Source organism: Mucilaginibacter jinjuensis (assembly GCF_028596025.1).
In the GTDB taxonomy this organism is placed as follows: Bacteria; Bacteroidota; Bacteroidia; order Sphingobacteriales; family Sphingobacteriaceae; genus Mucilaginibacter; species Mucilaginibacter jinjuensis.
On sequence record NZ_CP117167.1, the window covers coordinates 4,993,348 to 5,006,587 of the forward strand.

The window sequence follows — 13,240 nt, forward strand, 5'->3', positions numbered from 1 at the left end:
GGTGTTACCAGTGATAGGTTAATGAAATACCCGGAATGTATACGTTAGATCTGAACGTCCCTGATAATTGCGTTTCGATATTGGTTTGCGTGCGTGAAAGCAAATGCTCGTATTCGAACGACAGATCCAGATCTAAATGGTTCGCAGCTCTGTAACCTAAACCTCCTGTAAAATAATAGCGGTTGGCATCAGGCACTTCAGGGGTAACGTAACCATCCTGTACTGCGGTTGATGCATAACCACCACCGGCACGGATTGCCCATCTGTCAACCGGTTTAAATTGTGCACCGGCACGCAGGCTATAACCATCGCGGTAATTACGCGGCGAATAGGTATCCTGCAAAGTGGGCGTGTTCTGCGCATAATCAAATGCCAGTACCTTATATACATGCCAGGCTACCCAGTTTGCATCCAAAGCCAAAGTCCATTTTTTAGTCGGGTAGAAACCGAACCCGATTGAAGTGGTAGATGGCAGCGGGATACTCGCTGTAAATGTATTTGGCTGTGGGAAACTGCTGGCCAGCGAAGGCGCAACAGTAAATATAGCATCACCATTATTAATAGTAGTAGTTGCTTTAGAGCGATAATCGATACCAATGGTAATATGCGACTCGGTTTTAAAATAAACACCGGCATTCCAACCAAAACCATGACCGTGACCTTTTAGCTCGGCCTGACCGTCGTTGCCATTGGCATCAGCTATAGGCAGCGCACGCTGCAAATTAACCGTACCTATATCATATACAAAACCACCACCAATGCTCACAAAATCAGCTAAGCGGATACTCAAAGTTGGTTGGAAATAAATGGCTTTTAAATCCAGGCTTTCTACCGTGTACTTGCCAATCCAGTTATGGCCCCAGTCGGTTAAACCACCAAAGGGGGTGTATACGCCTATACCAACTTTCCAGGGTGCATTCTTTGGCCCCCAAACGGCGTAAGCATTAAATGGTGTAGCAGTTTTATCGAGGGTGTGATAAAGATCGTTACTACCTGATGGATTAAATGTTGATTTAAAAAACAGCGGACTGATACCTGCCTGGATAGAATTTTCGGGCAACATGGCCATAGCACCGGGGTTAAAAAATATGGAAGCACCATCCTGTGCTAAACCTGTACCGGTATGCCCCATACCGATCTGTTTTTGGCCGCCCAGGTTAACCTGAAAACCTTGCGCAAAGGAAATTGCAGGCGCAAGCGCCAGCAAAAAGAGTAGAATTTTTCTCATAACGAAGAGAGGTTAGTCTAAAAAAAGTATAAAATTGGTATGCAAACATAGATAAATAGCCTAAAATGGCCTTAACAATATGTTAATTTATTTTACCTAAAAAACTTTAAGATAAGTATTTAAAAAATCGGTTACAAATCTTAACTTTGCGCCTCTGAAATATTATGTATTAATAATATATACTCAGTAAGTACAATACTTTTTTTAAATACCAGGTTATATATGCCAAACATTGGAAAAATATCACAGATCATCGGTCCGGTAGTTGACGTAAGCTTTGGCGATGATGCTCATCTGCCAAGAATCTACAACGCACTGGAGATTACCAGAGCAAATGGTCAGAAAGTTGTTTTAGAAGTACAACAGCACTTAGGTGAAGACCGCGTGCGTGCCATAGCAATGGACTCGACCGACGGTTTACTGCGCGGAATGCCGGTTACCGATCTGGAATCGCCAATCAGAATGCCGATAGGCGAGGATATCAAAGGCCGCGTATTTAACGTGGTTGGACAAGCAATTGACGGTATCGACGAGTTAGACAGAACTAACGGCCGCCCTATCCACAGCCAGCCTCCACGTTTCGAGGATCTATCAACAGAGACTGAAGTACTGTTTACCGGTATTAAAGTTATCGACTTGTTAGAGCCTTATGCTAAAGGTGGTAAAATTGGATTGTTTGGTGGTGCCGGTGTTGGTAAAACTGTATTGATCCAGGAATTGATTAACAACATCGCGAAAGCATACTCTGGTTTATCAGTGTTTGCAGGTGTAGGTGAGCGTACCCGTGAAGGTAACGACTTACTGCGCGAGATGATCGAGTCTGGCATTATCACTTACGGTGAAGAGTTTTTACATTCAATGGAAAAAGGCGGATGGGATCTGTCTAAAGTAGATAAAGAAGTATTAAAAGATTCAAAAGCAACATTTGTGTTCGGTCAAATGAACGAGCCTCCTGGTGCCCGTGCCCGTGTAGCTTTATCAGGTTTAACTATTGCCGAGTATTTCCGCGATGGTGATGGTGAAGGCAAAGGCCGCGATATCCTGTTCTTTATCGATAACATCTTCCGTTTCACTCAGGCAGGTTCTGAGGTATCAGCGTTGTTAGGTCGTATGCCTTCAGCAGTAGGTTACCAACCAACACTGGCTACTGAGATGGGTATGATGCAAGAGCGTATCACTTCTACCAAACGTGGTTCAATCACTTCGGTACAAGCGGTATATGTACCTGCGGATGACTTGACCGACCCTGCGCCGGCTACAACCTTCGCCCACTTAGATGCTACTACTGTATTATCACGTAAAATTGCCGAGTTAGGTATTTACCCTGCGGTGGATCCATTGGATTCTACATCACGTATCCTGAGCGCTGCTGTTTTGGGTGATGAGCACTACAATACTGCACAACGCGTAAAAGAAACCTTACAACGTTACAAAGAGCTGCAAGATATCATCGCCATCTTAGGTATGGATGAGCTTTCTGAAGAAGATAGATTAACTGTATCACGCGCTCGCCGTGTGCAACGTTTCTTATCTCAGCCATTCCACGTAGCAGAGCAGTTCACTGGTTTAAAAGGCGTTTTGGTTGATATTAAAGATACTATCAAAGGCTTTAACATGATTATGGACGGCGAAGTGGATGAGTATCCTGAAGCTGCATTTAACTTAGTAGGTAGCATCGAAGATGCTATTGAAAAAGGTAAAAAATTATTAGCAGAAGCAAATAACTAAAATTTGTTGTCGGTTGTCAGTTATCGGTTGTCTGCAAAGAGATTGGTACTGACAACAGACAACTGATAACCGACAACTGAATGATATTAGAAATCTTAACTCCCGATAAAAAAGTGTTTGAAGGCGAAGTAGCTTCGGTTACTGTACCCGGCACTATGGGATCATTTGAAATATTAAACGACCACGCTCCTATCATTTCTACTTTAGAAGATGGCAAATTAATCGTTCGCGGTAGCGCCAATGCCAAGCAAGAAGTTTACCTGATACACGGCGGTGTTGTTGAAGTTTTAAATAACAAAGTAATGGTGCTTGCCGAAGGCATTACCCACCGTTAAGCTGTTAAACTGATTAATAAAAAAGCCCTTCGAGTTTCGAAGGGCTTTTTTTATTAATCAAACTTTATCATTCAGAGCGATAGCGAAGAACTGACTGTAAGGAGTTCATTAATACAAATAGAAACAAACACCAATTAATAATCTTCTTCGATCTGCATAGCCGCTACGCTTGGAGCAGAAGATTCTTCACTGCGTTCAGAATGACAAATTTGTGATTAGGTGATGTCGGGTATTTTTCTAATTTCGATACATAAAATCATCCTATGCAATTTAAAGTCAATTTAGATACCATTATCCTTTACGTACAAAACGTAGATAACCTAAAAGCTTTCTACACCAATACCTTCAATCTTAAAATTGTTGAGGAATACCAATCAACCTGGACGTTGTTAGATGCAGGCAATTCTAAAATCGGCCTGCACAAAATTGGTGAGCAATATTGGGACGAAAGCAAAGGATCATTCAAATTCAATAACAACACCAAAATTGTTTTTGAGATAGATAAAGATCTTAATCAGGTTCGGGAATATTTAGTTAATCAGAACGTATCTATGCGGGATATTAAAACTTTCGATAACTACGATTATTGGCTTTGCGATGGCGAGGATCCGGAAGGAAATGTATTTCAGTTGAAGCAGCGGAAGTAACGATCCGATCTGTATGTTTCAGGCCTACGCTTTATGCTTCGAGTGCCTCAGCATGACAACGCTCCTATTTATTTCTCAAACCAGCCAAACGGGTGTCATACTGAGGCACTTGAAGTATGGTGGGTAGGCCTTCTGCGCCGTTGTTGGTGTTGTCACCAACAACTCCTTACAATTTAAATAGCATATAATTGTTGGTGATAACACCAACAATGGCGGAGCGGAAATAGTATTCGTCTCTGTATACTTTATAGGCCTACGCTTATCCTTCGACGACGCTCAGGATGACAACGCTCTCATTAATTTCTCAAACAAACCAACGGGTGTCATACTGAGGCACTCGAAGTATGGTGGGTAGGCCTCTACTCCTAACTTTCGCAACCTAATCCAACCCCTTTCCATCAACTTTTTTCACCCTTCCGTCAGTTTTACGCCGAAAACTGCACCTCATGCTATGCATGCATAACGAACATACCGAATACCAATTTCAACTTTGGTATAGTAGCATAAATATTTAATTTCGTTAAATTTCAATTTTGCAGAATTAAAAGTTTTAATTTTTAATTCTGCAAAATTATATTCTTATTTTATTTTTTTTGATTGGCTATTGCTTATTAATTTGCATCTCTCTACTTTACAAATAACAAATTTACAAGCAGCTGAGATAAACCTAAGCGTACACCAAATATACCAGTTGCCGTAAACCCACAAACAAAATATAATATAAAATGAGTACTACTACTGATACCGAACAAAGCGTAGAATTAAACCGCTACAGTAAAACCTTAACCGCCGACCCTACCCAACCGGCTGCACAGGCCATGCTTTATGGTATTGGTTTAACTGATGATGATTTGAAAAAACCCCAGGTTGGCATTGCCAGCATGGGTTACGATGGCAATACCTGTAACATGCACTTAAACGACTTAGCCAAAGTGATTAAGACAAGTACATGGGATGAAAACATGGTAGGCCTTATATTTAATACCATTGGCGTAAGCGATGGTATGAGCAACGGTACCGAAGGTATGCGTTACTCCTTAGTAAGCCGTGACATTATTGCCGACTCTATCGAAGCTGTTTGCGGCGCGCAATATTATGATGGTTTAATTACCATCCCGGGTTGTGATAAAAACATGCCGGGTTCATTAATAGCTATGGGCCGTTTAAATCGTCCTTCTATCATGGTATATGGTGGTACTATTAAACCAGGCCACTGGAAAGGTGAAGATTTAAACATCGTATCAGCATTCGAAGCTCTGGGTAAAAAAATTGCCGGACAGATAGATGATGTTGATTTTATGGGCATCGTTAAAAATGCTTGTCCAAGTGCAGGTGCTTGTGGTGGTATTTATACTGCAAACACCATGGCTGCAGCTATCGAAGCTTTGGGTATGAGCTTGCCATATTCATCATCAAACCCTGCTTTGAGCGAAGAAAAACAAGCAGAATGCCGCGCAGCAGGAAAATACATTTATAAACTGCTGGAAAAAGATATTAAGCCTTCGGACATCATGACCCGCAAGGCATTTGAGAACGCCATTATCACCATTATGGTAATGGGTGGTTCTACCAACGCGGTGCTTCACTTAATTGCGATGGCAAAAAGTGTAGATGTGCCATTAACACAAGATGATTTTCAGGAATTAACAAACCGCACCCCGTTATTGGCCGATATGAAGCCAAGCGGTAAATACATGATGGAAGACCTGCACAATGTAGGCGGTGTTCCGGCGGTAATGAAATATTTATTGAAACTGGGTTGGTTACATGGCGATTGCCTTACCGTAACCGGCCAAACACTGGCAGAAAACTTAGCCGAAGTTCCTGAACTGGATTTCGATACTCAAAAAGTAATTCTTCCGGTTGAAAAAGCCATTAAAGCTACAGGTCACTTACAGATCCTTTACGGAAACCTGGCTACCGGTGGTAGTGTTGCCAAAATTACAGGTAAAGAAGGCGAGCGTTTTGAAGGCCCTGCCCGCGTATTTGATGGCGAGTTCGAACTGATCCACGGGATCCAAAGCGGACGCGTTAAGGCTGGCGATGTTGTGGTTATCCGCAATGTTGGCCCTAAAGGTGCGCCTGGTATGCCAGAGATGCTGAAACCAACCTCTGCTATTTTCGGTGCAGGTTTGGGCAGTTCAGTAGCGCTGATTACTGATGGCCGTTTCTCTGGTGGTACACACGGTTTCGTAGTAGGCCACATTACACCGGAGGCTTATGATGGTGGTGGTATTGCTTTTGTAAAAGATGAAGATAAGATCATCATCGATGCAACAACAAACCAGATCAACCTCATCATCAGTGATGAAGAAATGGCGGCCCGCAAAGCAGCATGGGTTCAGCCTAAATTAAAAGTTACTAAAGGAGTTTTATACAAATATGCCAAAAGCGTTACCACAGCTGCAGAAGGTTGTGTAACGGATGGAGAATAATTAGTCAGAAAGTCCGGGAGTCAGGAAGTCCGAAAGATAAAAAGACGAATGACAAAAGACCAATGAACGAGTAAACTAATGAACATTTGAACAAAGTAATATGAACGAGACAGCAATTGCACAGCAGGAATTAGTAACTGCACCCGAAAACGAGGTAGCAGTGGAGCTTACAGGATCAGCCGCTTTATTAGAGGCGCTACTGGTAGAAGGCGTCGATACTATTTTTGGATATCCCGGTGGCGCAATTATGCCCGTCTACGATGCTTTGTATGATTATAAAGAAAAACTGAACCACATCTTGGTTCGTCACGAGCAAGGTGGTATCCACGCCGGTCAGGGTTATGCACGTACCTCTGGTAAAGTGGGTGTTGTGTTTGCAACCAGCGGCCCCGGCGCAACCAACCTAATCACCGGCTTGGCCGATGCACAGATTGATAGCACACCATTGGTTTGTATCACCGGTCAGGTTTTTGCACACCTGTTAGGTACAGATGCTTTCCAGGAAACTGATGTGATCAACATATCAACCCCGGTTACCAAATGGAACTACCAGGTTACCGATGCTACCGAAATTCCCGAAGTATTGGCTAAGGCATTTTACATTGCCCGTAGTGGTCGCCCCGGTCCGGTATTGATAGATATTACCAAAAACGCACAGATCCAGAAATTTCAGTTCAAAGGCTACACCCCTTGCAACCATATCCGTAGCTACAGGCCAAAACCAATTGTTCGCAACGAATATATTGAGCAGGCAGCAGCGTTGATCAATCAGGCTAAAAAACCATTTATCTTATTTGGTCAGGGTGTTATTTTGGGCGAAGCAGAGCAAGAGTTCAAAGCTTTCGTTGAAAAATCTGGCATCCCTGCTGCATGGACTATCCTGGGTGCAGGTGCTATCCCTACAGATCATCCGCAAAACGTAGGTATGCTGGGTATGCACGGTAACTATGGCCCTAACGTTTTAACTAACGAGTGCGATGTACTGATTGCCGTTGGTATGCGTTTCGACGACCGTGTAACCGGCCGTTTAGATAAATACGCTAAACAAGCACAGGTTATCCACTTGGATATTGATCCGGCAGAGATCGACAAAAACGTAAAAACAACCGTACCGGTATGGGGCGATTGTAAAGAAACTTTGCCACTGCTTACCGCATTGGTTGAGGCAAAACAACATACCGAATGGTTAGCTAAATTTAACGAATACACTGCCAAAGAAGTTGAAGCAGTAATTGATGCAGAACTACACCCAACCACTGGCGAAATGACCATGGGCGAGGTGATAGATCAGCTGAATAAATTAACCAAAGGTGAAGCCGTTATTGTGAGCGACGTAGGCCAGCACCAAATGGTAGCCTGCCGTTACGCCGATTTCAAGAAAACCCGTAGCAACATTACCAGCGGTGGTCTCGGTACCATGGGCTTTGCCTTACCTGCTGCGATCGGTGCCAAATATGGTGCACAAGACCGTACCGTGGTAGCCATCATCGGCGATGGCGGTATGCAAATGACCATCCAGGAACTGGGCACCATTATGCAAAGCGGTGTTGATGTAAAGATCATCATCTTGAACAATCGTTTTCTCGGCATGGTACGCCAATGGCAAGAGTTATTTAACGAACGTCGTTACTCATTCGTTGACATTCAAAGCCCCGATTTTGTTCAGGTGGCCGCAGGTTACCGCATCCCGGGCAGAATGATTGAAGACCGTGCCGATTTGCAACCTGCACTGGAGCAGATGCTAAACAACAAAGGTTCTTTCTTACTGGAAGTAATGGTGACTAAAGAAAACAACGTTTTTCCGATGGTACCACAAGGATGCAGCGTTAGCGAAATCAGACTTAAATAAATCCCTACAAGGAATTTTAAAGAAACAAAAATGGACAAGCAGGAATTTAACATCACCGTTTATACCGAAAACCAGATTGGTCTGCTGAATCGCATCGCCATCATTTTCACCCGCAGGAAGATCAATATCGATAGCCTGAACACCTCTCCTTCTGAGATTAAAGGGATCCACCGCTTCAACATCGTGATTGATGAAACCGAAGATGTGGTACGTAAACTTTGCCGCCAGATTGAGAAACAGGTTGAAGTATTAAAAGCATACTACCATACCAATGCCGACGTTATATGGCAGGAGATGGCACTTTACAAAGTACCGGCAGATATTATTGCCGAGAAAGCAAGCGTTGAGCGTTTATTGCGCGAAAACGGTGCCCGCGCGGTTGTGATCCGTAAAGATTACATCGTGTTTGAAACCACCGGCCACCGCGAAGAAACCGATAACCTGATTAAAGTTCTGGAACCTTTTGGCTTAATTGAATTTGTACGCAGCGCACGCGTGGCAATTATTAAGGATAGCGATGGTTTTAACTCTAAGATCCGCGAGTTTGAACGCCTGGAACCAAGCGAAGACGTGATAGAAAACGAATACCTGAATAAAGGACAAAAGGTGTTTACGATGTAAAGAGTTATAGGTAATAGATCATGGATCATAGCCGAAGGAAGCTACCATGAACTATGAACCATCAACTATGAACTAAGAAATTGACAAATTAGCACATAAACGAATTATCAAATTAAATACAAATGGCACAATTAAATTTTGGCGGCACTGAAGAAAACGTAGTAACCCGCGACGAATTTCCACTTTCGAAAGCACAGGAAGTACTTAAAAACGAAGTAGTAGCTGTAATTGGTTACGGCGTTCAAGGGCCAGGCCAGGCGCTAAATCAAAAAGACAATGGTATCAATGTTATCGTTGGTCAGCGTAAAGGTTCAAAATCATGGGATAAAGCTGTAAGTGATGGCTTTGTACCTGGCGAAACTCTTTTCGAAATTGAAGAAGCCCTTGAAAAAGGAACTATCTATTGCTACTTATTAAGCGATGCTGCACAAATTGAATTGTGGCCAACTGTTAAAAAACACTTAACTCCGGGTAAGGCATTATACTTCTCTCACGGTTTCGGTATCACTTTCAAAGAGCAAACCGGTATCGTTCCTCCTGCAGATGTTGACGTATTTTTGGTTGCACCTAAAGGTTCAGGTACTTCATTACGTCGTATGTTCTTGCAAGGTCGCGGCTTAAACTCAAGCTTCGCTATCTTCCAGGATGCTACCGGCCGTGCATGGGAAAGAGTTGTTTCATTAGGTATCGCTGTAGGTAGCGGTTACCTGTTCGAAACAGATTTCAAAAAAGAAGTATTCAGTGATTTAACCGGCGAGCGTGGTACGCTAATGGGTTGTATCCAGGGTATCTTCGCTGCACAATATGATGTATTACGCAGCAAAGGTCACACGCCTTCTGAAGCATTTAACGAAACTGTTGAAGAGCTTACCCAATCATTAATGCCACTGGTTGCTGAGAACGGTATGGACTGGATGTACGCCAACTGCTCTACTACTGCACAACGTGGTGCGTTAGACTGGTGGAAAAAATTCCGTGATGCTACTAAACCGGTGTTTGAAGAGCTTTACGAAAGCGTTGCTACCGGTAAAGAATCTCAACGTTCTATCGATTCAAACAGCCAGCCGGATTACCGCGAGAAACTGGATGCTGAATTGAAAGAATTACGCGATAGCGAATTATGGCAGGCAGGTAAAACTGTACGCAGCTTACGCCCTGAGAACCAGGCTGTAGAAAGCATCAGCTAACAACTTCTTTATTTACTCTCCCCCCTTTCGGGTGAAAGCAAAAAAGGTTAGTTTTATATTTAATACAAAAAATAAAAACCTCTCCGTTATATACGGGGAGGTTTTAAAAGGTTATGGGAAATACATTATTCGATAAGATTTGGGACGCCCACGTAGTGAGCAGTAAGGAAGGATTTCCGGATATTTTATATATCGATACCCATTTTATACACGAGGTAACCAGCCCGCAGGCATTTGATGGTTTGCGTAAACGCGGTTTACCCGTACTTAGGCCAAAACAAACTGTTGCCACAGCAGATCATAACGTGCCAACCTGGGACCAGCACTTGCCAATCAAGGAAGAGCTTTCGCGTTACCAGGTTGATATGCTGACTAAAAACTGTGCGGAGTTTGGTGTTGAGCTTTACGGTTTAGGCCACCCTTACCAGGGTATTGTACACGTAATTGGCCCCGAGTTGGGTATTACACGCCCGGGTGGCACTTACGTTTGCGGCGATAGCCATACCTCAACCCACGGTGCTTTTGGTGCCATTGCGTTTGGAATCGGTACTTCGCAGGTAGAGCAGGTTATGGCTACGCAGTGTCTGCTTCAATCCCGCCCTAAAAGGATGAAAATTGAGGTGAACGGCAAACTGCAAAAAGGTGTTGGCGCTAAGGATATCATCCTTTATATCATTTCTAAAACCACTGCAGCAGGCGGTACCGGTTATGCTGTTGAGTATGCCGGTGATACTATCCGCTCGTTAAGCATGGAAGGCCGCATGACCATCTGTAACATGAGCATCGAAATGGGTGCCCGCTGCGGATTAATTGCACCTGATGATACTACAATAGAATACGTAAAAGGCCGCGAATTTGCCCCTAAAGGCGAAGATTGGGATAAAGCAGTTGCCTACTGGAAAACGCTTTACTCTGATGATGACGCACAGTTCGACAGTGTATTAACTTTCAACGCCGAAGATATTGAGCCGATGATCACCTACGGAACTAATCCGGGTATGGGTATTGGCGTAACACAGCATGTACCTGTTACGGCTGATGTTGAACCTACAGAACAAAAATCGTACGCCAATTCACTGGCTTATATGGGCCTGCATGACGATGAATCACTGATCGGTAAACCGATTGATTATGTATTCATAGGCAGCTGTACCAACTCACGTATCGAAGATCTGCGCCAGGTTGCCGAGTTTGTAAAAGGCCGCCACAAGGCAGACCATGTTACCGTATGGGTTGTACCAGGCTCTAAACAAGTACAGGAACAAGCCATTGCCGAAGGACTGGATAAAGTTTTCGAAGCAGCAGGTTTCCCACTGCGCGAACCAGGTTGCAGCGCATGTTTAGGTATGAATGAAGATAAGATCCCTGCCGGTAAATACTGTGTATCAACCTCAAACAGAAACTTTGAAGGCCGTCAGGGTCCTAACTCCCGTACGATATTGGCAAGTCCGTTAACTGCAGCAGCTGCGGCGGTTACTGGTAAGATTACGGATATACGTGAATTACTTGCCGAAGGAGAATTGGTAGGATAAATTATATAGCGTCATTGCGAGGAACGAAGCAATCCCCAGTTTACAGAGTCACTCTGTATAGTTCGCGATTGCTTCGTACCTCGCAATGACGAACTCAATAACATTGTTACTCATAACAAAACACAATGAGCACAAAAATTTTTAAACACATTCAATCAACAGCAGTACCGTTGCCGATTGAAAATATTGATACTGACCAGATCATCCCGGCGAGGTTTTTAAAAGCCACTACCCGCGATGGCTTTGGCAACAACCTTTTCCGCGACTGGCGTTTTGACGAGAACGATCATCCTAAACAGGATTTCGTGCTTAACAACCCAACCTACTCGGGCAAGGTACTGGTAGCCGGTAAAAACTTCGGTTGCGGAAGCAGCCGCGAGCATGCCGCCTGGGCACTGTCCGACTATGGTTTTGATGCCGTGGTAAGCAGTTTCTTTGCAGATATTTTTAAAGGCAATGCCCTTAACAACGGTTTACTCCCCGTGCAGGTAAGCGACGAGTTTCTGGCTAAAATCTTCGACGAACTATACAGCGACAAGGATGCCCAGATTGAAATTGACCTGGAGCAACAAGTGATCCGCATCAGCAATACCGGTGATGAGGAAGCTTTCGAGATCAATGCCTACAAAAAGGCTTGCCTGATTAATGGATATGATGATATCGATTATATCCTGAGCAATAAAGCGCTGGTAGAAGAATTTGAAGCTAAAAGATAATTAACCAATATGTCATTGCGAGCGATAGCGTGGCAATCTCGTCGGAGGCTATAAACGCGACGAGATTGCTTCGTTCCTCGCAATGACAAAATTAAAAAATATGGCAACCACCAACAAATTCATCAAACGTGATCCATCAACAAGCAAATTGTTTGATGAGCGTAGTCTGCAAAGAGATTACGCAACGCTTGCGTCTTTGTTAAAGCCAGGCATGCAAGTGCTGGATGTTGGTTGCGGTACAGGTGCTATATCTAAAGACATAGCCAATATCATTGGTCCGCAAGGGCATGTTACCGGCATTGATAATACCGGGCATTTCATCGAGAGTGGCAAGAAAACTTACAAGGATGTTAAAAATCTGGAACTGATCCACACCGATCTGTTTGATTTTAATCCGGCAGAAAAGTTCGATCTCATTGTTTCGGCACGTACTATCCAATGGTTAAGTAACCCACAAGAGGCTATAGCCAAAATGAAAAGTATGTTAAAACCGGGTGGATGGTTATCCATTTTAGATTATGATCATACCGCTTTAGCGTGGACACCGGAACCACCGCTAACCATGCGCAGATTCTACGCTACCTTTTTAAGATGGCGCTCTGATGCAGGTATGAACAATGAGGTTGCCGAAGATGCCAAAGGCTTCTTCGAAGAACTGAATTTCCGCAACATCGAAGTATTGAATGCCGATGAAGTATACGAAAAAGGCCAGCCTGATTTTGAGCACAAGATCAGCATCTGGGGTAAAGTAGCCGCCATGAATCAGATTGTGGAAGAAGGCTACATCAGCAACGCAGACAGGCTGCAGGCCATTGAAGATTATAACCAATGGATTGCCACCGATGCCGGGCAAATGATAATGAAATTGAAAGAAACAAGAGGACAAATATAGTTGTGAGTTTTGAATCGTGAATGTTGAGTTGAAGCTCCCATTCACAACTCAAAACTCACTATTCGCAACT

General features: G+C 43.6%; 11 protein-coding genes. 10 read left to right on the forward strand and 1 reads right to left on the reverse strand.

All coding sequences use genetic code 11. The annotated features are described in order from the left end of the window. Nucleotides 1–4: 4 nt before the first annotated feature. Nucleotides 5–1,228, reverse strand: coding sequence for an OmpP1/FadL family transporter (locus PQO05_RS21520; protein ID WP_273629507.1), 1,224 nt, complete (start codon nucleotides 1,226–1,228; stop codon nucleotides 5–7). Nucleotides 1,229–1,450: 222 nt separating this feature from the next. On the opposite strand from PQO05_RS21520, the gene atpD reads away from it, so the two are divergent. The 10 genes from atpD to PQO05_RS21570 all read left to right on the forward strand — a co-directional run bounded on the left by atpD (nucleotide 1,451) and on the right by PQO05_RS21570 (nucleotide 13,170). Next, entirely contained in the window at nucleotides 1,451–2,956 is a 1,506-nt protein-coding gene (atpD, locus tag PQO05_RS21525; RefSeq protein ID WP_273629508.1) for a F0F1 ATP synthase subunit beta, read from the forward strand. An 80-nt stretch (nucleotides 2,957–3,036) separates the two neighbouring features. Continuing rightward, complete coding sequence (atpC, locus tag PQO05_RS21530) at nucleotides 3,037–3,291, forward strand: ATP synthase F1 subunit epsilon (RefSeq protein WP_273629509.1); 255 nt, start codon at nucleotides 3,037–3,039, stop codon at nucleotides 3,289–3,291. Nucleotides 3,292–3,554: 263 nt separating this feature from the next. Beyond that, nucleotides 3,555–3,938 carry a VOC family protein gene (locus tag PQO05_RS21535; protein WP_273629510.1) on the forward strand — a complete coding sequence of 128 codons (384 nt, stop codon included), beginning with the start codon at nucleotides 3,555–3,557 and terminating at the stop codon, nucleotides 3,936–3,938. A 725-nt stretch (nucleotides 3,939–4,663) separates the two neighbouring features. After that, nucleotides 4,664–6,373: a dihydroxy-acid dehydratase gene (ilvD, locus tag PQO05_RS21540; RefSeq protein ID WP_273629511.1), complete on the forward strand. Its 1,710-nt coding sequence runs from the start codon at nucleotides 4,664–4,666 to the stop codon at nucleotides 6,371–6,373. A 100-nt stretch (nucleotides 6,374–6,473) separates the two neighbouring features. Further along, the gene (gene ilvB, locus PQO05_RS21545) at nucleotides 6,474–8,222 is read left to right on the forward strand and encodes a biosynthetic-type acetolactate synthase large subunit (protein WP_273629512.1); all 1,749 of its coding nucleotides are present in this window, start codon (nucleotides 6,474–6,476) and stop codon (nucleotides 8,220–8,222) included. Nucleotides 8,223–8,252: 30 nt separating this feature from the next. Next, a complete protein-coding gene (gene ilvN / locus PQO05_RS21550; protein WP_273629513.1) occupies nucleotides 8,253–8,843 on the forward strand; it encodes an acetolactate synthase small subunit in 591 nt (196 codons plus the stop codon). A gap of 122 nt (nucleotides 8,844–8,965) precedes the next feature. Further along, entirely contained in the window at nucleotides 8,966–10,030 is a 1,065-nt protein-coding gene (gene ilvC / locus PQO05_RS21555; protein WP_273629514.1) for a ketol-acid reductoisomerase, read from the forward strand. Nucleotides 10,031–10,143: 113 nt separating this feature from the next. Then, complete coding sequence (leuC, locus tag PQO05_RS21560; protein WP_273629515.1) at nucleotides 10,144–11,562, forward strand: 3-isopropylmalate dehydratase large subunit; 1,419 nt, start codon at nucleotides 10,144–10,146, stop codon at nucleotides 11,560–11,562. 125 nt (nucleotides 11,563–11,687) lie between these two features. Next, entirely contained in the window at nucleotides 11,688–12,278 is a 591-nt protein-coding gene (gene leuD / locus PQO05_RS21565) for a 3-isopropylmalate dehydratase small subunit (RefSeq protein ID WP_273629516.1), read from the forward strand. A gap of 100 nt (nucleotides 12,279–12,378) precedes the next feature. Continuing rightward, nucleotides 12,379–13,170 (forward strand): class I SAM-dependent methyltransferase, encoded by a 792-nt coding sequence (locus tag PQO05_RS21570; RefSeq protein WP_273629517.1) that lies wholly within the window; start codon nucleotides 12,379–12,381, stop codon nucleotides 13,168–13,170. The last annotated feature ends 70 nt before the right edge of the window (nucleotides 13,171–13,240 follow it).

What these genes read in the sequence shown, in the direction of transcription:
- PQO05_RS21570 (WP_273629517.1), top strand. Translation starts at nt 12,379, where the DNA reads ATGGCAACCACCAACAAATTCATCAAACGTGATCCATCAACAAGCAAA.
- atpC (WP_273629509.1), top strand. Translation starts at nt 3,037, where the DNA reads ATGATATTAGAAATCTTAACTCCCGATAAAAAAGTGTTTGAAGGCGAA.
- ilvC (WP_273629514.1), top strand. Translation starts at nt 8,966, where the DNA reads ATGGCACAATTAAATTTTGGCGGCACTGAAGAAAACGTAGTAACCCGC.
- atpD (WP_273629508.1), top strand. Translation starts at nt 1,451, where the DNA reads ATGCCAAACATTGGAAAAATATCACAGATCATCGGTCCGGTAGTTGAC.
- PQO05_RS21520 (WP_273629507.1), bottom strand. Translation starts at nt 1,228, where the DNA reads ATGAGAAAAATTCTACTCTTTTTGCTGGCGCTTGCGCCTGCAATTTCC.
- ilvB (WP_273629512.1), top strand. Translation starts at nt 6,474, where the DNA reads ATGAACGAGACAGCAATTGCACAGCAGGAATTAGTAACTGCACCCGAA.
- ilvD (WP_273629511.1), top strand. Translation starts at nt 4,664, where the DNA reads ATGAGTACTACTACTGATACCGAACAAAGCGTAGAATTAAACCGCTAC.
- PQO05_RS21535 (WP_273629510.1), top strand. Translation starts at nt 3,555, where the DNA reads ATGCAATTTAAAGTCAATTTAGATACCATTATCCTTTACGTACAAAAC.
- leuC (WP_273629515.1), top strand. Translation starts at nt 10,144, where the DNA reads ATGGGAAATACATTATTCGATAAGATTTGGGACGCCCACGTAGTGAGC.
- leuD (WP_273629516.1), top strand. Translation starts at nt 11,688, where the DNA reads ATGAGCACAAAAATTTTTAAACACATTCAATCAACAGCAGTACCGTTG.
- ilvN (WP_273629513.1), top strand. Translation starts at nt 8,253, where the DNA reads ATGGACAAGCAGGAATTTAACATCACCGTTTATACCGAAAACCAGATT.